General features: G+C 41.6%; 12 protein-coding genes. 10 read left to right on the forward strand and 2 right to left on the reverse strand.

From position 1 onward, the window contains the following. Nucleotides 1–3: 3 nt before the first annotated feature. From MKY82_RS01635 to MKY82_RS01660, 6 genes are all read left to right on the forward strand, one after another. Entirely contained in the window at nucleotides 4–11,310 is an 11,307-nt protein-coding gene (locus MKY82_RS01635) for an amino acid adenylation domain-containing protein (protein WP_339295324.1), read from the forward strand. 198 nt (nucleotides 11,311–11,508) lie between these two features. Next, nucleotides 11,509–13,251 carry an ABC transporter ATP-binding protein gene (locus tag MKY82_RS01640; RefSeq protein ID WP_339295325.1) on the forward strand — a complete coding sequence of 581 codons (1,743 nt, stop codon included), beginning with the start codon at nucleotides 11,509–11,511 and terminating at the stop codon, nucleotides 13,249–13,251. A 72-nt stretch (nucleotides 13,252–13,323) separates the two neighbouring features. Then, a complete protein-coding gene (locus MKY82_RS01645; RefSeq protein WP_194540473.1) occupies nucleotides 13,324–14,388 on the forward strand; it encodes a saccharopine dehydrogenase NADP-binding domain-containing protein in 1,065 nt (354 codons plus the stop codon). A gap of 79 nt (nucleotides 14,389–14,467) precedes the next feature. Beyond that, nucleotides 14,468–15,541, forward strand: coding sequence for a DUF3810 domain-containing protein (locus MKY82_RS01650; protein ID WP_259445521.1), 1,074 nt, complete (start codon nucleotides 14,468–14,470; stop codon nucleotides 15,539–15,541). A 23-nt stretch (nucleotides 15,542–15,564) separates the two neighbouring features. Then, complete coding sequence (locus MKY82_RS01655) at nucleotides 15,565–16,314, forward strand: thioesterase domain-containing protein (RefSeq protein ID WP_339295326.1); 750 nt, start codon at nucleotides 15,565–15,567, stop codon at nucleotides 16,312–16,314. Nucleotides 16,315–16,735: 421 nt separating this feature from the next. Continuing rightward, nucleotides 16,736–17,746 (forward strand): AI-2E family transporter, encoded by a 1,011-nt coding sequence (locus tag MKY82_RS01660; protein WP_339295327.1) that lies wholly within the window; start codon nucleotides 16,736–16,738, stop codon nucleotides 17,744–17,746. Nucleotides 17,747–18,234: 488 nt separating this feature from the next. Here MKY82_RS01660 and MKY82_RS01665 read toward each other — a convergent pair whose 3' ends face one another. Next, a complete protein-coding gene (locus MKY82_RS01665; RefSeq protein WP_194540475.1) occupies nucleotides 18,235–18,585 on the reverse strand; it encodes a hypothetical protein in 351 nt (116 codons plus the stop codon). A 269-nt stretch (nucleotides 18,586–18,854) separates the two neighbouring features. On the opposite strand from MKY82_RS01665, the gene MKY82_RS01670 reads away from it, so the two are divergent. Then, on the forward strand, nucleotides 18,855–19,649 hold the full coding sequence (locus tag MKY82_RS01670) for a sensor domain-containing protein (RefSeq protein ID WP_339295328.1): 795 nt from the start codon (nucleotides 18,855–18,857) through the stop codon (nucleotides 19,647–19,649). 344 nt (nucleotides 19,650–19,993) lie between these two features. Here the strand turns inward: MKY82_RS01670 and MKY82_RS01675 are convergent, their stop codons facing one another. Further along, nucleotides 19,994–20,164, reverse strand: a complete 171-nt coding sequence (locus tag MKY82_RS01675; protein ID WP_339221052.1) for a helix-turn-helix domain-containing protein — start codon at nucleotides 20,162–20,164, stop codon at nucleotides 19,994–19,996. Nucleotides 20,165–21,081: 917 nt separating this feature from the next. On the opposite strand from MKY82_RS01675, the gene MKY82_RS01680 reads away from it, so the two are divergent. The 3 genes from MKY82_RS01680 (at nucleotide 21,082) to MKY82_RS01690 (ending at nucleotide 25,956) form a co-directional block, all read left to right on the forward strand. Beyond that, entirely contained in the window at nucleotides 21,082–23,151 is a 2,070-nt protein-coding gene (locus tag MKY82_RS01680) for a pectate lyase (RefSeq protein ID WP_339295329.1), read from the forward strand. Nucleotides 23,152–23,348: 197 nt separating this feature from the next. After that, the gene (locus tag MKY82_RS01685) at nucleotides 23,349–25,181 is read left to right on the forward strand and encodes a sensor histidine kinase (RefSeq protein WP_339295330.1); all 1,833 of its coding nucleotides are present in this window, start codon (nucleotides 23,349–23,351) and stop codon (nucleotides 25,179–25,181) included. A gap of 10 nt (nucleotides 25,182–25,191) precedes the next feature. Beyond that, entirely contained in the window at nucleotides 25,192–25,956 is a 765-nt protein-coding gene (locus MKY82_RS01690; protein WP_339221059.1) for a response regulator, read from the forward strand. The last annotated feature ends 131 nt before the right edge of the window (nucleotides 25,957–26,087 follow it).

Below are 26,087 nucleotides of genomic sequence, written 5' to 3' on the forward strand. Positions count from 1 at the left end.
CTTATGAATAAAAATTCTAACCGAATCCAGTATAAAGATTTCAGCGTATGGCAGAATTTTTATGATATCTCAAAACAGGAAGAATATTGGAGGAGGGAATTCGCTGGTGAAATTGCCAGGGTGGATTTGAAGACGGATTTCCTCCGTCCTCAAATCCAGTCTTTCAGGGGAGCCAATGTTGTAGCAAAGGTAAAAGAGCCATTAAGCTCAGGGGTTAAAATTTTAGCCCTAAAGTATGGTGCTACTGAATTTATGGTTACTCTATCAGTGTTCATTTTATTATTAGGCAAATATAGTCGCCAAAAAGATATTATTGTAGGAACAACCGTATCAGGCCGAGTTCATGCAGATACTAAAGGTATGCTGGGGATGTTTGTCAATACTCTGGTAATAAAGGGAGAAGTTTGTCCTGATGATACTTTTGAGCATTTGATTTTAGCTGTGAGGGAGAAGTGTCTGCAAGCATATGATAACCAAGAATACCAATTCGAAGATTTAGTTGAAGCCGTAGAGAAGAAAAGAGATCTCTCAAGAAATCCGATATTTGATTTTATGTTCGGATTAAAAGAAAAGAAAAAACCGACGGAAATGCAAGGCCTATTGGGCGGGAAAAGTGCATCTATTAAAAGAAATGTTTCAAAGTTTGACTTATCCGTTCTGGTTGAATGTGTGTCAGAAGGGTATGAAATTGATTTTGAGTATTGCATAGATTTATTCAAACAAGAAACGATTGAATATATGGCAAGGCATTATGTAACGCTGCTTGAGGAAGCAGTAACACATCCAGAAAAAAAGCTTAAAGATTTGCATATGCTTGATATCAGGGAACAAGAGAAGATATTGGTTGATTTCAATGCAACGAATGTAGAATACGCACGAGAACAAACAGTTGTCAGCTTATTTGAGAATCAGGTAGAGAAAACAGCAGAACATATTGCACTTAAATTTGATGATAAACAGATGACATATGCCGAGCTGAATGAGAGAGCAAATCAGTTGGCGCGTACTCTTCGGGATTTAGGAGTGGTTCCAAACGATTTGGTGGCTCTAGTTACAGAGCGCAGCATGGAAATGATTGTAGGAATATTAGCAATCATCAAGGCAGGGGGAGCTTATGTACCCATCAATCCGGAATATCCAGATCATAGAATTCGCTATATGCTGGAGGACAGTAGTCCAAAGATTGTATTGACGTATAAGAATAAGTTGCCAGGGAAGGTAGAGATTCCGGTATTGGATTTAGAAGATGAGAATCATTATGCTAATGAAACGGACAATCTTCTGCATGTTAACAGAGCTAATGATTTAGTGTATTGTATCTACACTTCGGGTACAACTGGAAACCCTAAAGGAGTTTTAATTGAACATCGAAATGTGGTCAATATGTGGGTCACCTATAAGGAAACATTTGCACTGAACGACAAGGATACGGTGCTGCAATTTGCAAATGTATCTTTTGACCAAGCGGTTGGTGATATCTTCCCTGCACTTTGCAATGGTGCGGCATTATGTATTGTACCAAAAAATTTAACCTATGATATGGAGCAACTACAAAAATATATAGATCGAAATAATGTAACAACAGCATCATTGACACCTAAGGTAATAGAAGGGTTGTGTGTTGAAGCATTACCGACACTTCGTTTGCTGGAGTCAGGTGGAGAGGCAGGTCGTCTAGAGACTTTAAAAGAATGGGCGAAAAAAGTAGAAGTGCTAAACACATATGGTCCTACAGAATCTACTGTAAATGCAACTAGTTTTAGAGTGAACACAGACTCTACTTCCATTACCATTGGACGTCCGATTGCAAATACAAAGGTATATCTTCTAAATGAAATGGAGCTATGCGGTATTGGAATACCTGGCGAGTTGTGTATTGCAGGAGATGGTTTAGCAAGAGGTTATTTGAATCAGCCAGAATTGACTGATAAGAAGTTTATTGAAAATCCCTTCGGTGAGGGAAAACTGTACCGTACAGGAGATTTAGCACGTTGGCAGCCAGATGGAAATATAGAGTATTTAGGTCGTATAGATGAACAAGTGAAAGTCCGTGGTTACAGGATAGAGTTAGGGGAAATTGAAAGTGTATTAAGAAAACAGAGTAACATCACTGATGCTGTCGTTGTTGTAAAAGAAGTTGGAAACGATGAAATTCTCTGTGCATATCTCATTGCAGAGAAGGGTCAAGAATTAATTATACCCGAAATTAAGGAAGCGATAAGAGAAGAAGTAACGGAGTATATGATTCCTGCCTTTATGATACAGATCGATGAATTTCCACTAACCATAAATGGAAAGCTGGATAAAACTAGATTGCCAGAGCCAGATATGTTAGAAAGCTTGAAATACGTACCACCAAGTAATAAGACGGAGCAAGCAATCGTAGATGTATTTGAGGAAATTCTAGGAGTATCTCCAGTCGGAATAGAGGACAGTTTCTTTGAATTGGGTGGACATTCGTTAAAAGCAACGACAGCAATTAATGTAATAGAGAAGAAAACAGGGATTCGTTTGCCAGTCAAAGAGATATTTAGTTCACCAACTCCTGCCATGTTGGCGAAAAAGATTGAGGCCGCGGGAGAAGGCGAACATAGCCCAATACCACAAGCAGAACAGAGAGAAGTTTATCCAGCATCCTCTACACAGAAACGATTGTTTATTCTGGATCAGATGGAAGGCAGTAGTACAGCATATAACATGGCGTCAGCGCTAGAAGTAACAGGTAATCTTGATTTGGAAAAAATACAACAAGCCATAGATCGCCTGATCGAGCGTCATGAGTCGCTGCGAACCAGTTTTGTCATGACAGAAGGAGAAACCTTTCAAGTCATTGCAGACGAGGTATTCTACCCAGTGGAATATGAAGAAACCGACAGCTACAGCGAAGCAGATATGGAGCAATTTGTACGCCCGTTTGACATCGGAAAAGCACCACTTATGCGTTTTAAAGTAGTCAAAGAAAGAAATCGGAACAAATATATTTTACTATTCGATATGCACCATATTATTTCCGATCATCAGACGCTAAATCTATTAATCGAAGATTTCTCGCGATTGTATAACGGTGAAGAATTACAACCACTTGAACTCCAATACAAAGATTATAGTGAATGGATGCGTGGCAGAAACCTGGAGAGTCAGCGAGACTATTGGAAAGAAGTATTTAAAGAAGAGGCACCGGTTTTGGATTTGGTGACGGACTATCCACGTCCAAAAATCCAAAGTTACAAAGGAGCCCAAGTGTCGGTTCAGCTTAGTAAAGAACAAAAAATTGGCATTCAAAATATAAATAAACAACATGGAACGACAGATTACATGACCTTGCTGGCTGTATTTATGATAGAACTGCATAAATACAGCAGGCAACAAGATATCGTGGTAGGAACACCCATCTCCGGCAGGGTGCATCAGGATACCGAGACGATCGCAGGCATGTTTGTCAATACGCTAGCCATGAGAGGATATCCAAGGGATGAGAAAACGTTCCTGGAATTTTTAAGCGAGATCAAAGAGCTGGCATTGAATGCGTATGAGAATCAAGAATACCCATTTGAAGAATTGGTAGAGGAAGTAGAAGTACGCCGTGATCTGTCACGCAATCCGCTGTTTGACGTGATGTTTACCATGCAGAATAACGAGGAAATCCATCTTGCGATGGGCGAAGCCCAAGTCGACATGTTGGGCATTCCTTTCATTGATGCCAAATTCGATTTGGATTTACAAGCGACAGCGTATGAAGACGGGTACGCCTTAGATCTGGTCTATTGCAGTGATTTATTTACCCAGACTTCAGCACAGGTCATGCTGGAACATTTTAAGGTATTGCTGGATAGGGTGATTGCTAACCCTGAAATGAACTTGTCTGAACTAAACATGGTCAGTGAGGTAGAACAACACAGAATACTAACGGTTTTCAATGATACCCATACAGAGTATGCACAGCATCATACGGTAGTAGAGCGATTCGAGAAACATGCGGAACAAACACCTGAGAAGACGGTAATTGAATACGAAACGGGAGTACTTCGTTATGGAGAAGTCAACCGAAAGGCCAATGCATTGGCATGGGAACTGATTTCGTTAGGTGTTCAGCCCAATGATCGAGTGGCCATCATGACTACCCTGGAAGCGGAAACGATGATTGGCATTTTGGGCGTGCTAAAGAGTGGAGCCGCCTATGTCCCGATTGATCCAGCAACTCCGAAGGAACGAATCGAGCATATTCTGAACGATGCAGCACCCAAGGTCATCTTAACAAGAGAGAAGAAGCTGGAAACGGAAGTCCCATTCATCTCTATGAATCTTGATGATCTGGGCGAGAAGGAGACAAATCCAGCGTGTGCTGTTGAAAAGGGCGACATCGCCTATGTGATTTACACATCAGGAACGACAGGGAAGCCCAAAGGCGTGGCGGTGACACGAGGCAATTTGGATCATTACTTGTCGTATGCAGATCAAGAGTACCAGAAGGGAGCTAGTACGACGGTATTAATGACAAGCTTAAGTTTCGACCTCTCCGTAACGTCCTTGTTCTTACCGCTGATTAGTGGTGGATCTCTTCTATTAAAGGGAGGAGACGCGGAGGAAAGGTTGCGTGCAGCATTCAAAGATGACAGGGTAACCTTCCTTAAACTTACCCCTTCCCATTTAAAAATGCTGGAAACCTATGCAGACGGCGTAGATGTACCGAATTTAGAAGCGCTGATTGTCGGTGGAGAAGAGTTCACCACAGATACGGCGTGGAAAACGCAGAAGCTGTTAGGAGACAGCGTCAAGATTCATAACGAATATGGCCCTACAGAGACTACCGTAGGATGCTGTGACTATATCTATTCCAGCGAAAAAGATAAGGGTTTAAGTGTAGGAATCGGGCGTCCCATTGCCAATATGCAGCTCTATATACTGAATGAGATGGAGTTATGTGGTATAGGCATTCCTGGTGAGCTATGCATCGCGGGAGACGGGGTTGCTAAAGGCTATTTAAACCAGCCTGAATTAACAGCGCAGAAGTTTATCGACAATCCCTATGGAGAAGGGAAGTTATACCGCTCTGGAGATTTGGCGAGATGGCTGCCTAACGGGGAGATCGAATACCTGGGAAGAATAGATGAACAGGTTAAAATCCGAGGATATCGGATCGAGTTGTCCGAAATCGAGAGCGTTCTAAGGAATCAGCCGGGTATATCTGATGTAGCGGTTGTAGCATTGGAAGTAGGCGGTGACAAGCGTATATGTGCCTACCTGATCCCGACCAATCAAGAGCAGAAACTGGATATGCCTGAAATTAAAAATGATTTGAGAGACAAACTGCCCGAGTATATGTTACCTGGCTTTATGATGCAGATCGATGCATTGCCACTGACTCCAAATGGGAAGCTGGATACAAAGGCACTGCCAGAACCCCATGCATTAGCGGGACAGGAATATATGCCACCAAGAACTAAAACAGAGAAGGTCATTACGGACGTATTTGAAGAAATCTTAGGCATATCTCCAATTGGAATAGAAGACAGTTTCTTTGAACTGGGTGGACATTCGTTAAAAGCGACGACAGCAATTAATGCCATAGAGAAAAAGACAGGAATTCGTTTGCCAGTGAAAGAGCTATTTGGTTCACCAACTCCTGCCGTCTTGGCGAAAAAGATAGAGGCCGCGGGAGAAGGTGCATATAGTCCAATACCCAAAGCAGAAAAGAGACAAACTTATCCGGCATCCTCTACACAGAAACGATTGTTTATTCTCGATCAGATGGAAGGCAGTAGTACAGCATATAACATGGCGTCAGCGCTAAAAGTAACAGGTAACCTCGATTTGGAAAAAATACAACAAGCCATAGATCGCCTGATCGAGCGTCATGAGTCGCTGCGAACCAGTTTTGTCATGACAGAAGGAGAAACCTTTCAAGTCATTGCAGACGAGGTATTCTACCCAGTGGAATATGAAGAAACCGACAGCTACAGCGAAGCAGATATGGAGCAATTTGTACGCCCGTTTGACATCGGAAAAGCACCACTTATGCGTTTTAAAGTAGTCAAAGAAAGAAATCGGAACAAATATATTTTACTATTCGATATGCACCATATTATTTCCGATCATCAGACGCTAAATCTATTAATCGAAGATTTCTCGCGATTGTATAACGGTGAAGAATTACAACCACTTGAACTCCAATACAAAGATTATAGTGAATGGATGCGTGGCAGAATTCTGGAGAGTCAGAGAGATTATTGGAAAGAAGTATTTAAAGAAGAGGCACCGGTTTTGGATTTGGTGACGGACTATCCACGTCCAAAAATCCAAAGTTACAAAGGAGCCCAAGTGTCGGTTCAGCTTAGTAAAGAACAAAAAATTGGCATTCAAAATATAAATAAACAACATGGAACGACAGATTACATGACCTTGCTGGCTGTATTTATGATAGAACTGCATAAATACAGCAGGCAACAAGATATCGTGGTAGGAACACCCATCTCCGGCAGGGTGCATCCGGATACCGAGACGATCGCAGGCATGTTTGTCAATACGCTAGCCATGAGAGGATATCCAAGGGATGAGAAAACGTTCCTGGAATTTTTAAGCGAGATCAAAGAGCTGGCATTGAATGCGTATGAGAATCAAGAATACCCATTTGAAGAATTGGTAGAGGAAGTAGAAGTACGCCGTGATCTGTCACGCAATCCGCTGTTTGACGTGATGTTTACCATGCAGAATAACGAGGAAATCCATCTTGCGATGGGCGAAGCCCAAGTCGACATGTTGGGCATTCCTTTCATTGATGCCAAATTCGATTTGGATTTACAAGCGACAGCGTATGAAGACGGGTACGCCTTAGATCTGGTCTATTGCAGTGATTTATTTACCCAGACTTCAGCACAGGTCATGCTGGAACATTTTAAGGTATTGCTGGATAGGGTGATTGCTAACCCTGAAATGAAATTGTCTGAACTCCACATGGTCAGTGAGGTAGAACAACACAGAATACTAACGGTTTTCAATGATACCCATACAGAGTATGCACAGCATCATACGGCAGTGGAACGATTCGAGAAACATGCGGAACAAACACCTGAGAAGACGGTAATTGAATACGAAACGGGAGTACTTCGTTATGGAGAAGTCAACCGCAAGGCCAATGCATTGGCATGGGAACTGATTTCGTTAGGTGTTCAGCCCAATGATCGAGTGGCCATCATGGCTTCCCTGGAAGCAGAAACGATGATTGGGATTTTAGGCGTGCTAAAGAGTGGAGCCTCCTATGTCCCGATTGATCCAGCGACTCCGAAGGAACGAATCGAGCATATCCTGAACGATTCAGCACCCAAAGTCATATTAACAAGAGAGAAGGAGCTGGAAACGGAAATCCCATGTATCTCTATGAATCTGGAGGACCTGGGCGAGAAGGCGGAAAACCCAGCGTGTGCCGTTGAACAAGACGACATCGCCTATGTGATTTACACATCAGGAACGACAGGAAAGCCCAAAGGCGTGGCGGTTACACGAGGCAATTTGGATCATTACTTGTCGTATGCAGATCAAGAGTACCAGAAGGGAGCTAGTACGACGGTATTAATGACAAGCTTAAGTTTCGACCTCTCCGTAACGTCCTTGTTCTTACCGCTGATTAGTGGTGGATCTCTTCTATTAAAGGGAGGAGACGCGGAGGAAAGGTTGCGTGCAGCATTCAAAGATGACAGGGTAACCTTCCTTAAACTTACCCCTTCCCATTTAAAAATGCTGGAAACCTATGCAGACGGCGTAGATGTACCGAATTTAGAAGCGCTGATTGTCGGTGGAGAAGAGTTCACCACAGATACGGCGTGGAAAACGCAGAAGCTGTTAGGAGACAGCGTCAAGATTCATAACGAATATGGCCCTACAGAGACTACCGTAGGATGCTGTGACTATATCTATTCCAGCGAAAAAGATAAGGGTTTAAGTGTAGGAATCGGGCGTCCCATTGCCAATATGCAGCTCTATATACTGAATGAGATGGAGTTATGTGGTATAGGCATTCCTGGTGAGCTATGCATCGCGGGAGACGGGGTTGCTAAAGGCTATTTAAACCAGCCTGAATTAACAGCGCAGAAGTTTATCGACAATCCCTATGGAGAAGGGAAGTTATACCGCTCTGGAGATTTGGCGAGATGGCTGCCTAACGGGGAGATCGAATACCTGGGAAGAATAGATGAACAGGTTAAAATCCGAGGATATCGGATCGAGTTGTCCGAAATCGAGAGCGTTCTAAGGAATCAGCCGGGTATATCTGATGTAGCGGTTGTAGCATTGGAAGTAGGCGGTGACAAGCGTATATGTGCCTACCTGATCCCGACCAATCAAGAGCAGAAACTGGATATGCCTGAAATTAAAAATGATTTGAGAGAAAAACTACCCGAGTATATGTTGCCTAGCTTTATGATGCAGATCGATGCATTGCCACTAACTCCAAATGGTAAGCTGGATGCAAAGGCCCTGCCAGAACCCCATGCATTAGCGGGACAGGAATATGTGCCACCAAGAACTAAAACAGAGAAGGTCATTACGGAAGTATTTGAAGAAATCTTAGGCATATCTCCAGTCGGAATAGAAGACAGTTTCTTTGAACTTGGTGGAGATTCTATTAAAGCGATTAAGGCAGTTTCGAAGTTGCGGGAAAAAGGTTATAAGCTATCTTTCGCAGCATTAATGTATCAGCAGACACCAAGAAAGATTGGGGAAAATATTCAAAAGGGAGAAGTAAGTCAAGTATACGAACAGGGAGAAATCAATGGGGAAAGTTCTCTAACTCCTATACAACTAGAATTTTTCAATAAGCGTCACATCGTACCCAATCATGTTAATCAGGCCTTAATGTTAAGAAGTGATGAGCCGTTTGACATCCCTAGTTTAAAGACAGCAATTACTGAAATCATTAAACATCATGACGCCTTAAGAAATGTATATAACGAACAACGTCAAATCACGCTGTCTACAGAGGAAAGCAAGCTATATGATTGGTATGAAAAAGATTATACAAAAGTGCAAGATCCATCGAAAGAGATAGAGTATGCCAGCGATCAATTACAGGCAAGCATAGACCTAGCCAAAGGACCCTTGGTAAAAATAGGACTGTTTCATTCAGGCAGTGGAGATCATTTACTAATTTGTGTACATCATCTGGTCATAGACGGTGTATCATGGAGAATTCTGCTGGAGGATTTATTTAGTGGATATCGACAAATCCAAGAGACAGGTAAAATCAAGCTGCCAATGAAAACGGCTTCGTACAAGGAATGGGCGAATGCTTTAACACAATATGCTAAGAGTGAAGTGCTTTCAAATGAAATAGCATACTGGAAAAATATATCAGAAAAATCAAATAGTACGGAGACATTCAAGAGTACACAAACAGCAAGTGGTCAATATAAAAATAAAGTAGTGAAAGTGGACTCTGAAACGACGAAAAAGTTGTTACTTGAAGCTGGAAAGACATATAAAACCGAAATAAACGACTTGTTACTGGCATCGCTGACCATTGCGGTCAAAGAATGGAGAAACTCTAAGTACCTAACCATAGAAATGGAGGGTCACGGTAGAGAGACAATAGATAGAGAGATCGCCATTGATCGTACAGTTGGTTGGTTTACAAGTGTATATCCTATTATTTTGGAGACAAAAGATACTGTTGAAGAAAGCATTTTGGAGACAAAACAAACATTGAGACAGGTCCCTAATCATGGAATTGGATATGGAGTTTTGAGATATCTTGGTGAGTATAGTGGACTTGAGATGAGCGCAGCCATAACATTCAATTATCTTGGAGAATTGGATAATGAGATAGACAGAATTGAAGGCATATCCATGTCGGAAATGCCATTAGGAAGAAGTATGTCAGAAAAAAATTCATCAGGAATGGGATTGTCTCTAAACGGGGCTGTTTTAAATGGGCAACTTGAATTTGACATCATATATGATACTGGATTGTATACTGACGAAGATGCTCAAACATTGGTGTTGGCATATGAAAGAGCAATTAAGGATGTTGTCGAAACGTGTTTAACCAGAAAAGGAACAGTAAAAATGCCATTAGACGTAACATTTATCGGTGATAACCGTGATGGCGATCTAAAGTGCATGATACAAGAACAGTTGAATGATTATGGAGATAACTATATTAAAACACGTCCTACTTTAGAATGTCCTGTATTGACAGGACATAAAGACTTCTTGCGACCAGATACAGAAATTATTACTGACATCATAAGAATAGAAGGAACGGCAGAGAATGCTTCTTTGTCAGTCAGAGAAATCATTTCCAGGCATGGAGCATTAAGAACAAAATTAAACCAAAAAATGACCTATTTAGAAGAATACGATTATTCAGATGAATGGGAAATTCCAGTAGTGAAAGGAACCTTAGCATTATCTGCAGAACAATTTAAGCAAATTGTGAATGAAATGAATTTTCTAACTGACGATAAGCTCTTATCTAGATTTTTAATCGTAGAAATTGATGCAGATCATTGCTTAGTACTTAGTGCAATTCATCATTTAATATGGGATGGAGTCTCACAAGATTTGTTTAAGGTTATGCTTCATGAAACTTTGAACAACAGACGTAACACTCCCTATAACTATTCTTTCATAGAATATTGCAAAATGATCAAAAAGAAAGTTGATGAACTGGAAATTTCTGATAATCAAGAGTCTAACATGGCGGAGTATATTGAAGCTGCTAAAAAATCGGCTAACTTAGTCTCGCGACGAGACACGAAGAGATCTACAGAAATTCATGTGAAACTAAATGAGTTACAATATCAGAAATTTAGTGAGCAACCCATTAATACAGCAGCAGAATTTATATCAAGGCTTATGTATAGTGACTTATCTGAAGAATTAAACAACATTCCTGTTTCTGTTTTGACACATAACAGAGATGAATTCAATAAGGGAATGTTGGGGCTGACTTTAAATTTAGATTATTCAATTTATGATAGGAAAAGTAAAATGCAAAAACAGCTTTTATCAGCATCAGAAAAATCCAGTATTAATCAATCTGCCATTACAGAAAAGTTGTTTCTTATAGCACAAAAGTACGGTTTTAATGAAATGTCCAATCGCATTCCAATCCTTAATTATCAGGGAGTCCTTGATAAGTTTGCAAGTCGAGATGACATATCATTAGAGAAGATGTTTTTACAAACACAGATTATAGAGTCTGAAGATTTTGGAGTTAGCATGCACTTCTACATTCAAAATAGTACTCTAATTGCTCGCATTACAGGCATTACAATTGAAGAAGAGCTCCTTAATGATGTCATGAATAATATTTAATGTTGTATCTTACCCATAAACCACCTGCTATGCAGGTGGAGGGGGCATAAAAGGCCATATGATGCTGGGTCATGTGCATATGCTCGTGGCGGTTCCACTCAAAATATCTGAAAAATGCACATGATCTAGCAATAAACAATTGAAGTATAAATTAGACATGCTCTAAATGAAATTAGAAACAAGAAGAGGGCTTATAGTATGAATGAAAAAATTTCAAAAAGCATATACAAAAAGAATATAGGCTTATTTATTTTGTCCTGCTTACTTGGTATCGTGACATCTATTCTGTTTATTGCATTGGCGTTTATACTACAAAAGTTTATTGATTATTCTATTAACAAAGATATTGACAATATCGTTAAGTTAACTACTATTTCCGTTATTTTATTGCCTTTAGGTGCAGTGGGAATGTATGTGGGGTATGCTGTTAAAAATTTATATACAAAAAAGGCAACGTTAAACCTGAAAAATACCCTGGTTGAAAACATTTTGCGGTTAGATATGAGAAGCTTCAACAAGGAGAGTAATGGAACTTACATATCACGATTGTCAAATGATATAACTATTATTCAAAACGATTATATAAAAGGGACCGTGGAAATATTTGTTCAGCTTGCTATGCTTGTAGGCGGAGTGCTTGCGATGTTTATCATTAATTCATTCCTTGCATTGAGTATATTACTCACTTGCATCATTCCACTCGCCGTTTCGAGTATATTTAATAATCGTATGCAAAAAGCACAAGGCGAAGTGGCTGAGCAAAATAAAAGTTATGTATCTTTCATTAAAGATATATTGTCTGGAAATCAGGTTGTTAAGAGTTTTAACATCGAAAAAGAGATTTTTGAAAGGGCAAAGGCAAAAGCGAACAAGCAGGAAAAAGTAAAAATGGTATACGAAAATCTGCTGTCACTCATTATGTCACTTACTGATATTTCAACATTTCTTGTTGCTGTAGTCATATTTATTGTGGGAACTCAGCAGCTCATGAAAGGACAAATTACAGTAGGGGAGATTATGGCTTTTATTCAATTGCTAAATTGCGTAACAGTTCCCATTAATCGACTCATAACCGGTTTTACCAAAAGGCAGGCTAGTCGGGTTTTATTAATGAATTTCAATAAAATAGGAGAGGCAAAAACGGAACAAACTCAAAGAGTTGATATTCCTAAATTCAGGAATAAAATTTCTTTAAATGGGCTTTCGTTAAGCGTAGATGGGAAAACAATTTTAGATGATATTAATTTTGAATTTGAACATGGAAAGTCTTATGCAATTGTAGGAACAAGCGGGAGTGGAAAGACAACCTTATTAAAGATGCTGACTGGGTTTTATGATGGGTATGAAGGAAGTATCAGGTACGACGGGGTTGAACTTGAGAAAATAAGTGATCAGTCCATTTTCCAAAATGTTAGTTTTATTCATCAGGACTGTTTTATCTTTGATGAGACGATCGAACAAAATATTAAATTGTTTCGTGAATGTGACACAGATGAGTTTGAGCAAGTCATAAAGAGGAGTATGCTACAGAAATTGATTAGTGACAGAGGCGGCTTTGATGTCTTATGTGGAGAAAATGGAATCCATTTTTCAGGTGGGGAAAAACAGAGAATTTCTATAGCAAGAGCACTCCTTAGAAAATCACCTATATTACTTATGGACGAGGCGACTTCAGCGTTGGACAATCAAACAGCTAGTGACCTGGAGTGTATGTTAAGTGAAATGCAGGGCATTACGAGAATTTCCATTACACATAGGCTGGATGAATCCATTCTTAGTGGATATGATGAAATTGTTTTATTGAATAATGGAAAAATTGAAGAACACGGGACGTATCATGAATTAATGGAATCCAAACAAAGATTTTATGCATTGAGTATGTTGAGTAGACATAATAATGACCTATTAATAGAGAAAGGTATAACAAGTCTTGTATTTTAAATCTCAACGTATGTATGAAATAAGTTTTTGGACTGTTTTATGCTTGTATAAGATGAAAGGGGTGTCGTACGGATGGAGCAAATCGCAGTTGTTGGGTGTGGCGGAATGATCGGTGAAGTCATCTGTAAGAACTTATGTAAAGACTTTATAGTTAAGGGCGGACAGCGGCGTGAACCTACAGCATTATTGAACCTGAATAATTTTAACTATCACTTTTTGGATATTTTTGACTGGGAGAACTTGATTGCATTCTGTGCTGATTGTACCGTTGTCATTAATTGTGCAGGGCCTGAATTTGTAATTAAAGATAGAGTTGCTCAGGCAGCTATGAAAGTAGGAGCAAAATATGTTGATGCTTCCAATGCTTTATTATTGAGTCAGGAGCAAGAGCTAGAGCTCAAAGCTAACGGTGTAAATTACATAGGAGCTGGTTTTTGTCCTGGAATTACAGGTTTGCTATTAAAACGAGTGATAAATCATTTACTAGACGAAACTAAGCATGTGAATTGTTATATTGGTGGTGCGGAACATTATACGAAAACTTCTATCTCAGATATATTAATGAGTGGGCATAGTGTAATTGGAAAAACAGACTCTTATTGGAGTGATCATCGTGTTAAAACGGAAAATATAAATATGATGCAGAAAGAATTTGTACCTGAAGTGGATGTGCCTGTCTATAAGAAACCGTATTTAAGTCAAGAGATCATTGATATTCTAGAAGTTAGTTCGGTACAAGAACTCCACTGGTACAATATAGCAGCAAATGATTATATTTTTCGTTTGGCAATGCAATTTTATCAAATGCAGCTTGAGTCTTCGGTTGAAGAAGCCATGAAAAAACTAGACATTAGTTTAGAGGAGCAACCTAAAGAGGAATGGATAGCTTTAGTCATTGATGCTACAGGAGAGAAAAATGGAAAGAATGTTAGGTGCAGATTGAATTTACAAATGGAAACGAGTTCAGAGTTAACGGGTACAGTGGCTGCTGAAATCGCCCGACATGCTATTTCAAGTAATAGACCTAATGGTACCTACTGGGCTTATGAAGTACTCCCTATAGATTTTATGAATCAATATGTTTTTTCTAATAAACATGATTTTTATGAGGAAAAGTATATTGAAATAAAGAAATAATATTACGATGTTACATTGCGTACATCCTATATTTATTGGATAGGAGGAGTACATTATAAAAAAGCTTTTACTTAAGAGATTGCCGTGGATCTCACTTGGAGTTATAGCTTATATACTGACAAAATACGCGCAGAACCATCAGGATTGGGCGGAAAAATATAGTAAGTCTGTCTATCCGTTATTGTCAAAAACAGTAGGATTTGTACCTTCTTGGGTCAAATTTTCTGTTAGTGAATGGCTTGTAGTGTTGGTTGTGTTACTTTTTCTATTTTATATCGTTTATTATGTGCGCAAGGTTATCATGAGTAAAGGTGTACGTAAGATGGTAGTTTATCGTGGTACTCTAGGAATCGTTACGATCTGTAGCGTAATATATTTTTGTTATACTATTTTGGGTGGAATAAACTATCACAGATATTCTTTTTTGTCTCATACCGAATATAAAGAGGAGAACTACAGCAAAGAGGAACTGGTCAAATTGACTAAGTCGCTTGCCGTTGAAATGGAATTGGCAAGGGAAAAGTTAGCGGATACTGATCTTTTGGCTCATGTACCAGAGGTTTTTGATTATTATGCACAACACGCAGTGTTCTCGATGCAAATGTTATCAAAGAAATATCCTATTTTGGAGCATTCATATTCAACACCAAAACCAGTGGCGATGTCAAAACTAATGTCGCACGCAGGGATACATGGTATTTTTGTCCCTTTTACTTATGAATCCAATATCAATGTTAATGTGCCAGTTTTCTTGGTGCCTGCTACTATGGCGCATGAATTGGCACATCAGAGTGGTTTCATGCATGAGGATGAGGCAAATTTTATAGCTTATCTGGCATGTAAGCAGCAGGATGATTCAATGATACTATACAGTGGTTTATTTCTAGCATTTGATTATTCTATATCTGAGCTAAAAAAGGTTGATCCAGATCAGGCGTCTGATATAATGTCCAGTCTGTCCAAGGCGGTGCAGCATGATATAGAACAAAATGAGCAGTACCGGGATAAGTATGAGGGTGTTATTTCAAGTATTTCAAGAAATGTAAATGACGTATATCTGAAGGCGAATAATCAGACAGATGGTTTGAATAGCTATAGTGGTATGGTAAATTTGTTGCTGGCAGAGCAGCGAGGGATAGAGAAGTATAATTAAATAAAGTATAGATACTATTAGGAGTGAGTGAAATAAACAAAATAAAAGTATTTCCCATTCCATATGCTGGAGCATCGGTAAATGTATATTATGAATGGAAAAAACTACTGCCGGATAGATATGAATTGTTTATGAGTGAATTGGCTGGGAGAGGAACTCGATTCAGAGAGCCTTGCTACCAGTCTGTTGGTGAAGCAAGTGAAGATATCGCCAAAAGAATCATTGAACAATTAGAATATGACGATGAATATGTTATATTTGGACACAGTATGGGAGCCTTATTGACTTATGAGATATATTATAAACTTAAGCAAATGGGAGCTAAGGAACCAAGGCATCTGTTTTTTTCTGGGCGAAATGCTCCACATATTTTTGAAGAGAGAGAAGACATTGAAAATATGACGAATGAAACTTTCTTGCTAAAGGTAGAACAATATGGGGGCATACCAGAGGAGTTTTATACCCAAGAGATTATGGATATGTTTCTTCCGATTTTGCGAGCAGATTTTATAATTTTGGACAATTATAAGTTTCAGCCCAAAGCAGAAAAAATAAGTTGTGGAATAAGCGTTTTTTATGCGGATAATGATTTTTCGACTCATATCAAAGAAATTCATAAATGGAGCGAAGTTGTTGAAGGGAATGTGAAATTTCATGAATTTAAAGGAGAACACTTTTTTTTGAATCGGTATCCTAATGATATTGTAAATACGATTGTTAAAGATACAGAGACTCAAAATATTTATTGTAATAATGAGCGCAAAGTTTACTGATATTGTACTTGAAACCCAAAAAAGAGGGGGGGTTCTCCTCTTTTCCAGGCGATCCACCTGGATCGCCTGGAAAAACGGGGGTAATCTCCTCCTTAAATTCTATTTTTTGAATGAACTCAAATGCGATAAACCCTGTGCCTTTGAAAAAGTACAGGGTTTATCGACAATCTGAAGCGACCAATATGGTCGCTTTTTGCTTATTACAGCGGTAAAAAGTGTGTGTGTTTTACTTATTCGTTATTAAGCTGTCGAGGAGAATTTTCGAATGGTAACCATTTCATATATAATTGAACTGTCTAAGTTGAACTGAAGTCATGTTATGCCGTCAACAGCGGTCGGAAGTCACGTCTTTCGTATTGTGACTCTCCAGGCACATCCGTGAATCTTTAGGTAACTAAATATAATTAAATGAGGGAAGCGAATGAATTTTTTGCGGGAGTTTTTTTCTAACAATGTAGTAAGAAGGATTCTGTTCCTCTTACTTGTTATTTTATTGCTGTACAGCTTAAGAGGTATGCTCAATCTGCTGTTATTGCTGTTTCTTGTTACCTTCGTCATGGGACGCCTAGAGCAGTTTATTACGAAGAAAATATCGAAGCTGTTTCCTATATCGCCTATTGTCGTGAATACGATATTGTATGCGGTTTTAATATTTGGGCTTGTATACGGAATTGTCAATTATGTTCCGAAGCTCATTAGTCAAATTTCCGATTTATATTTTTCCATTATCAGATTCGTGAATACACCTCAGTCGGATGAAATCGCTGAGCTTGTCTCCTCCGCGCTCGGTAAGCTGGAATTAGAGCAATACGGAAGCCAGGCATTAAATTATATTCTGAAGATAGGCAAATGGGCCGAGGTTATCATTTTTGTTATTGTATTGAGTTACTTCTACTTAATCCAGAAGAAAACAGTCAATGACTTTACAGATAAGTTGAGCAAAAGCAAGATAAGCTGGGCTTACAATGAGTTTAAATATTTTGGCCAAAAATTCACCTCTTCCTTCGGTAAAGTGATCGAGGTTCAACTGATGATTGCCTTAGTCAATACGATTTTAACGACTATCGGGTTGTGGATTATGGGCTACCCTTACTTGTTCGCTCTAACGATTATGGTATTTTTACTAAGCCTTGTGCCGGTTGTCGGTGTTGTGATTTCCTTCATTCCGATCAGTATTATCGGTTACCAGATTGGCGGTATCTCAACTGTCATTTGGGCGATTGTCATGATTTTACTTATCCATGCAGTAGAGACATACTTCTTAAATCCGAAGCTGTATGCTCACAAAACGAAGCTGCCGATGTTCTACACCTTTATTGTTCTTATTTTCTCCCAGCACTTCATGGGGATTTGGGGGCTTATTATCGGGATTCCGATCTTTATGTTCCTGCTCGATATTTTGGAAGTCGATCAAAGCAACGCGTTATCCTAAATATTTGAGTAGACAATTGTAGCCATCAGCCCTAAAAAGAAATAAGAAAAGTTAAACTTAAATGGATAAGTAAGACCTTATGGCTTCGATGTTACATTCATAACACATGATAAAAAGATGGGGGCAATAATCCGCTTCCTCTCTTTGAGATTTCAACCGTATAAGCGTACCATGTGTTGTTTTTTGTACGCTAACTGTATATTTTAGTCCTAAACACAATGAGGAGAGGATCGACAAGTCCAAGGGCTGGAAATGGCGGCTTCTCTTACTGAAGGTTTCATACAGCTCCCCATAAGATATCTTTACTCTAAATTCCCTCCACACATCAGGTGGCAGATTGGCAAAAAACTTTCGCAAGAATGTTTTAAGATCGTCTGGTCTGGGTTTTCCCCGTGCCTGGAGGGCCTTTGATAATACTGATGGTGCTTTTTAAAGCCTGCTCAGGCGCGTTCATTGACTCAAGTTGTACCGAAACAAAGTATTGTGTATTAGATCTCCGAATTGGATTGGTGCATCAGCTCTTTGATTTCAAGAAACTGTGAATTCGTTATTTGTTGGGATTGATGAAGGGCGTTCAGCTTATCTTCTATTTTTTCCATTCGAAGTTGTGTTTCTTTTTGGATTTTCTCGGTCTCCTTTTGTGTTTTAGAGTTATCCATGACGACTAAGATGGTCAGACCTGCACTAAAGATCGTTAACCCTCTAGCGATTTGATTTAAATCGATTGAATTCATGGCAATCAGGCAATCGGCAAATCCTGCTCCTATAAGTAGGCCGCCGATCGTGACAATCCCAGTTCTTTTCCATTGGTCTGGGATGATACTTAATGGCTGTTTCATGTAGAGATCTCCTTCAGTTAGGTAGTAAACGTGAATAGGATAGCTTCATTCTATATTTAATAAAACACAGATTATGGAATAATAAAAGGAAATACATGGAGGCTCATTGCGTTGACTTTACTTCAATAAGTTCATCAGAGCCAGGTCAGTCCCTAGTCTAAAGTCTAGGTTCAGATACCCCCTAAGACGGTTATGTCAGCCAAATAAGGCGGATATAATGGACTTATAACTCGGAGCGTGACTTATGAAGCTATAAGGGGTGTTTGAATATGAAGGCAACAGAATCGACTGGAATGGCGCGGGCAGGCAAGGTGAATTGGGTGCTTTTTAATCCAAAAACCTATGCAACGATCCTCTATTTCTTGCTATCTCTCCCGTTAGGGATTATTTATTTTACAGTAGCGATAACGGGACTAACACTATCCATCGGTTTGACTCCAATATTTATCGGAATACCGCTGTTTTTTGGAGTAGCCAAGCTGTTGAATGGGATTGTCAATTTTGAACAAAGCATGATTAGACAAATTTTAGGTTTACCTGCTCCTTCTGCTTCGTATACCTACAATCAACAGTCTGAATCTGGGCAGAACTGGTTGAAACGAATGGTGAGAGGTTTTGACGGAGGGTTATTTATTCGAAATCTGCTCCTCGTATTACTAAGATTTGTTACTGGCATCGTATTCTTTGTTATTATGGTGACGGCGATTTCACTGGGACTCGGATTAATTGCTCTTCCCGTCGTCCATATCATTTTGATGAATGAACTGCAGCTTGATATTTTAGAGAATAGTTTGTTCAGTTATTTTCATATCGATTGGACTTATAATCAGCAATACCTGCTGTACGTAGGCGTTGGCCTTATCCTGTTCTGGGTCGCGCTGCGTATCGTGAATGGGCTCATGCAAATTCAGCGTAAGATCATGTATGTGGATGAACCCTATCAGCAGCCGTCAGTGCCGCCAATGGAAGCACCAATACATGCGTCTGTTCAGTCGCAATATTACGACTACCCAGAGGATCACCCCACTCAAGGGATGATGCAGCCAGCCCATAGAGAGCTTTAGAAGCTATCTATTTTTGAAAATCTACTATTTGGTCCGTATCGTCTACATTGCTTCAACAATCGAATTGGATAGACAAGTATGAAAGGTAACGAATGGAATACTCGGCGGTGTATTGTGGTTTTACACAGCCGTGGTTCGCCTCCATACACAGAACCCGCTCACTACAGCGGGTTTTCTTCATTTTTGAAAAGGAAAATGAATTCCGTCGGTTGAAGGTTCGTTTGCCTATTTATGTTGAATGGAATAAATGTTTCTTTACCCATCGTTTGTGCTCAGGTGATCACGGTGTTCGGTTTAAGCAAAAAGGGGTGCTCTTTAGGTCCATAGATCGGAGTGACACCTTTCTATATTTCGGACTCGACGCTTTGGCTTGGCGGCCTTCCCGTAATTTTCTTGAATACCTTGGAAAAATATTTGCTGTCCGAGAAGCCCAGTTGATAGGACAAATCCGCCAGCTTCACATCGGGATTGCGGCGGAGCATCTCTTCGGCCCGCTCGACGCGCAGCTTGTTCACCAGTTGATTAAGAAGGTCGTGAGGACATAGGATCCGTTATTTACAGGAAACGGCCCTTTCCCGTGCTTATGTGGGCAGCAGAGGCCCTGCTATATGCTAAAATTCGCCCATTAAGAAGATCATGAGGACAGAGGATCCGTTAATTTACGGGAATCGGCCCATTATGGAGTTCACGCGGACATAGGATCCGCTATTGTACCATAAACACGGATTAATCCGCGATAAATCCCGCAATAGCGGATCTCTTGTCCGCTTATTGCTGCGAAATCGGTGAAAATAAGGAAATAGCGGAACCAGTGTCCTCAAATAACGCAAATCGATGGACTTTAACAATGCTGGATGGCGGTATCATAATGAGAGAATCTGTACGCTATTAATCGCTGCCGAACTGAATAACAGAGTAATACAAAAAGCTTACGCCGTTACATAACGGGTAAGCTTTAATGCGGTATGCCGTACATCCTGCCAAGCTACACGGTTCGCCTCCATAAAATCTATGCGATGCAGCCAGCCCATAGAGAGCTTTTAGAAGCTCTCTCCAAAGCGACCTTAACCGGGCGCTTTTTCCGTTTGCGTCCGGAGAAGGCTGAAATATAGCCCAATCTGCGCATTGTATCTGCAGATTTCAGCCGTTCGCGACGATGCCAACAAGGATGTTGTCCAAGAGTAGGTGTCATTTCCCTGACGAATAATCATTAACTCAGATTATCGTGAAATGCACCGGGTGTGAGAAAATGATTGTTTCGGAACTTCTTTAGCAGCTGATAAGCTGTGGGTGGAATTTCAAAATTTATTGATTTTAAACAAAGACATTGTTTTGACAGACATGGTCCATAAGCGAGGGGGATGATAAGAAAGTTCCAATTTATTGAAAACGATTACAAAAGTGCAAGTGAACAAAAAAAGGAGGAGATGAAATGAAGAACAGCGTTGCAAAGGTGACCGGCATGGTGTTGTTGTTTTCTCTGGCGCTATCTCTCATAGCGGGAGGATGGGTGAATAAGAGTACGGTCCATGCTGCCGGTCTTTCGATCATCGGTGGTGGGGGTTGGAATGAAACGGCGTATATAGAATGGTCACCCCTAAGTAATGCGGAGGGATACAATGTATATGTTAAACAAGCAGGCGCCTCGGATTCCAGCTATCAACAAATTGATAATGAGCTGATTCGACAATACCCTTCCTATTGGAGAGCGGACGCCGTAGGCTTAGCTGCAGGAAATTATGTAATGAGGGTTGAAGCCAGGCTGAGTGACGGTTCGACGGTAAATGCCGTTTCGAATAACCTGTCCGTAGCACCGCATGATCGATCCGGATTTGCTTTTTCCTCAGACTCGCCATACGGGACTGGCTCGGGTGCCTACAATGATGACGGTACGCTTAAAGATGGTGCACAAGTTATTTATGTGACCTCCGAGACGGCACGAACCGTAACCCTTGATGTGAAAATCAATAGCTCAGGCGGAATTCAAACTGGCGTGGGGATCGGCGAGATTTTGACGCTAAGACAAAAAGGATATGATACAACCCCTCTTGCCATTCGATTTATTGGAAAAGTTACAGATGACGACATGATCGGACAACTGAATAGCAGCGGCTACCTTCAAGTAAAAGGCAATAACGAATATTCGGAAATGAATATGACGATCGAAGGGATCGGAGATGACGCTTATGCTTATGGATGGGGATTGCTCCTTAGATATGTCGGGAATGTGGAAGTAAGAAACCTGGGACTCATGTTGTTCCCTGACGACGGGATTTCCATGGATACAGGAAACGTCAACGTGTGGGTGCATAATAACGATCTTTTTTATGGAACCGCAGGAGGAGATGCCGACCAGGCCAAGGGTGATGGTTCAACGGATCTGAAAAAAGGATCGACCTATATTACCATCTCCTACAATCACTACTGGGATTCGGGAAAAGCGGCTTTGGTCGGTTTGAGTGAATCGGAGGAATTCTTTGTCACCTTCCACCATAACTGGTTTGATCACTCGGACTCGCGGCATCCACGCATCCGATTGGCATCGGTTCACATCTATAATAACTTCTATGACGGAGTCTCAAAATATGGGGTCGGTGTGACAACGGGAGCTTCGGCCTTTGTGGAATCCAATTACTTTAGACATGCCAAATACCCGATGTTGAGCTCTTTGCAAGGTACGGATGCTCTAGGAGCAGGGACATTTTCGGGCGAAGACGGAGGCGTGATTAAGGCCTATAACAATAGGATCGTAGATGCGGACAGTCTAATTTATGCGAATTCCGATACCGGAACAGTTCCGGCAAATGCAACCTCATTCGATGCATTCTTGGCTTCGTCAAGAAGTGAAACCGTACCAAGCTCATACAAAGCATTCGTGGGAGGAACGGCTTATAATAACTTCGATACAACCGTCGATACGGGAGTAAACCGCGTCGACATTGATAACGTGAGCGATGTGGAACAGATCGTAACCGCACAAGCCGGACGCCTGAATAACGGGGACTTCACCTGGGAATTCAATGATGCCGTTGACGACACATCCTATGCCCTCAATACAGCTCTTATGGCTAAAATAAGCAGCTACACCAGCGGGCTTGTATCCGTAGGCGGGAATTCAACCGGGGCGGAGCCGGAACCAGAACCAGAACCAGAACCAGAGCCGTCCACCGGAGAACAAGTTCACAACTTCACAACGTCCGGAGTGGAAAACGATTTCTTTAATATTGTAGGGAATCTCTCCACAACCAAGGGAACAGTGGTGTATAACGGCTTAACGCTAACCCAATGTTTGAAAATCGAGAGTTCAACCCGTATTACCTTTACCTCTACGGAAACCGCTACATTAACATTAGTGTTTAATTCGGCAGACGGAACCAAGATCAAGATTGATGGAACGAGTTATCCAATGACGAATGGTATTGTTAGTGTGTCACTTGCTCCAGGGGCGCATACGATTACAAAAGATAATACGACGAATCTCTTTTATATGGAGTTGGAGTAGAACAGTCTTCGGTTAAAAAGTGGAGCGACCGTGATTCGGTCGCTTTTATTTTTCCTTTTTAAGACTTCTTAATTATAATTTTCTCAGTGTCCGGTCTAATTTCCATGCTGACTGTATTCGTATCCCGTAGTCATCCCCACCATGTTCCTGTACAATGAAGTGAAAATAAACGGGACGGGCGGAAGGGGGTGGCCAGCGTGTCTTTCAGGTTCAAACCGCTTAAGTCCTGGAGTCTTCGTGCTAAAATTTTGCTGATCTTCCTGCTGCTCATTTCGATTCCGCTCAGTCTGCAGGGCGTGGCTACTTACGTGGATTTTTCCAACTCCGTTGAACGAAGAACCTCCGATTATACTGCTCAATTGGTGGACCAGATCAACCGGAATTTGGACAGGACCCTGATGGAGATGCAGAGATTGAGCTTGATGCCTTTATATGATTCGGGGGTATTGTCCATCTTGCGCAAGTACAGGGAAGAGGATAGTCTGCATCAGCAGCCTACGGTGGAAGAACGCTCCAAAATGCAGCTTTATATCGCCAGCATGACCTTCGACAGGCCAGAGATTGACAGTATCCAGATTTTTGCCGGAAGCGGTTACACCTTCTCGAGCCTGGCTCCTAGTGCGATCGCTGCCTATACGGACGTGGAGCGACAGCCCTGGTACCCTGGCGTGGTGGAAGCGAGAGGGGCCTGGGTGCTGCTTCCGCCGCATCGGCCTTCTTACTATCTGGACGGCAATCAAAGCTATTTTTCCGTAGCCAGGCTGATCCGTGAGCCCAATACCAACCGGACGCTCGGATTAGTCAAAATCGATTTGAAGCAGACCTTGTTCAAACAGCTTGTCGAAAATGTCAGGCTGGAAGAGAACGGCGGCATCGTCGTGCAAAATAGCCGGGAAGAGCTTTTCTACACGGCGACCGCAGATGGGGATACAGAGGCGTCCAAGCTGCTTTCGGACCGGATCCTCGAGCTTTCAGGGCATTCGGAGACGGCCAGCCAGATTCTGCATATGGAGGGCAGCAAGTATTTGGTAGTCTCCAACTATTCCCGATATTCCGATATCCATATCGTCAGCTATATTCCGGTGGCTACCCTGCTTGTGGAGACCAAGGAACTTCGCAACTTTACCCTCCTAGCCGGCCTGGTATGTCTCGTTATGGCCGGGGCCTTAGCCATCTTCTTCTCTTATCGGCTGACCAAGCCTCTCGGGACGCTGGTACGAAAAATGCGACTTGTGGAGCTCGGCGATTTCAAACAGAGCGTGCCGGTAACTGAGGATGAAATCGGTCGGCTCGGTTCCGGCTTCAACCGGATGGTAGAGGAAATCGACCGTCTCGTCCATGAAGTGTACGTGCTCGGTATGAGGGAAAGAGAGGCGGAGCTAGCCGCACTGCAAAGCCAGATCCAACCCCATTTTATATATAATACATTGGAGTCGATCAGCATGCTTGCCCGGCATCGAAATAATGAGGACGTCTCAGAAATGGCCACGGCTTTGGGACGACTGATCCGCAGCGCAGTGGAGCAGGACCGAAGCCTCATACGGCTTGGCGAGGAGCTTGAGACGGCGGAGTCCTATATTCGAATCCAAAAAATGCGCCATGGTTCCAGGCTGCAGGCTATGTTCGATATCGAAGAAGGGTTGGAAGATTGTTTGGTCCCGAAGCTGCTGCTCCAGCCGCTCATTGAGAATGCGATTATGCACGGGATTGGAGACCGCGAGCAAGGGGGAACGGTATACGTTACGGTGGCGCGTTTTGAGGATGAGGTGCTGTTGACCATTCGGGATGACGGGCGGGGCTTGTCGGAGGATGAATTGGCGGCTTTGCAAGCTTCATTGGAAGAGGCCGGGGATGATGTGGCAGCAAATACGCCGGCGATGCCATTACGCGGTCATGGAGTGGCGCTGAAAAATATTAAACAGCGTTTGCGGTTGATTTACGGCGGGGACTGTGACTTCGAAATCGATGGAAGCTTGGGACAAGGTGCGGCCTTTACCGTGACGCTGCCGTTCGCGAAACAAGAAAAGTAGGAGGTCATCAATGATCAAGCTCATGTTGGTGGAGGATGAGGACATTATCCGTAAAGGCATCCGCGATCTGATCGGCCGTGTGGCTCCTGATTTTGAGGTCGTATACGAAGCCGCTCACGGCAAGGAAGCGCTGACTTATCTGGAACGCAATGTGGTGGATGTGCTCATTACGGATATTCGTATGCGGGAGATGGACGGACTTCAGATGGTCGAAAAGCTGCGGACCGCGGGCCATGGGATGCCGATTGTCATTATCAGCGGCTATGGAGATTTTGTATATGCTAAAAAAGCGCTGCAGTTCGGGATCGCCGATTACCTGCTGAAGCCCATAGACCGTAAGGATTTTACGGTTGCTTTGGACAAGATTCGGCTAACCTTGAATTCTTCAAATCGATATGCGGATGGGGCTGAGTCGCATAGCGAGGCGGACGGGGGGCCGCCATCCAGCGAGGGGCGCAGGATGATCCGGAAGCTGAAGGCGTATATCGCTGAAAACCCCGACGGTGATTTGCGTCTGCAGACGTTAGCGGAAATGGTGCATTTAAATCCCTCCTATCTAAGCCAGCTCTTTAAGCAGGAAGGGGGCGGCAATTTGTCCGATTATATCGCCGAAACGCGCATCCGGCGAGCCTGCAAGCTGCTTGAGACGACGAACCTGAAGGTTTACGACATCGCCCGTTTATCAGGATATCAAAGTCCTAAGCATTTTATGCTGGTATTTAAACAGCATATCGGAATAACGCCGGGAACCTACCGGGAGCAATACGGTGTGTAACACTACATAACAAATTATGTTATGTAGTTCTTTTTTTGTGGACAAGAACAGAAAAAAACTAAAAAAATCGTACCTTTTCTGAACGTTTAGTGATTTTTTATATGACCATATGTAAATATAATTAACCTCAT

Origin of the sequence: Paenibacillus sp. FSL W7-1279 (assembly GCF_037969845.1) — a bacterium.
Lineage (GTDB): Bacteria > Bacillota > Bacilli > Paenibacillales > Paenibacillaceae > Paenibacillus_AQ.

Excerpts from the sequence above, each read along its gene's own strand:
- MKY82_RS01670 (WP_339295328.1), top strand. The coding sequence starts at position 18,855 with ATGAAGGCAACAGAATCGACTGGAATGGCGCGGGCAGGCAAGGTGAAT.
- MKY82_RS01660 (WP_339295327.1), top strand. The coding sequence starts at position 16,736 with ATGAATTTTTTGCGGGAGTTTTTTTCTAACAATGTAGTAAGAAGGATT.
- MKY82_RS01645 (WP_194540473.1), top strand. The coding sequence starts at position 13,324 with ATGGAGCAAATCGCAGTTGTTGGGTGTGGCGGAATGATCGGTGAAGTC.
- MKY82_RS01640 (WP_339295325.1), top strand. The coding sequence starts at position 11,509 with ATGAATGAAAAAATTTCAAAAAGCATATACAAAAAGAATATAGGCTTA.
- MKY82_RS01680 (WP_339295329.1), top strand. The coding sequence starts at position 21,082 with ATGAAGAACAGCGTTGCAAAGGTGACCGGCATGGTGTTGTTGTTTTCT.
- MKY82_RS01635 (WP_339295324.1), top strand. The coding sequence starts at position 4 with ATGAATAAAAATTCTAACCGAATCCAGTATAAAGATTTCAGCGTATGG.
- MKY82_RS01690 (WP_339221059.1), top strand. The coding sequence starts at position 25,192 with ATGATCAAGCTCATGTTGGTGGAGGATGAGGACATTATCCGTAAAGGC.
- MKY82_RS01665 (WP_194540475.1), bottom strand. The coding sequence starts at position 18,585 with ATGAAACAGCCATTAAGTATCATCCCAGACCAATGGAAAAGAACTGGG.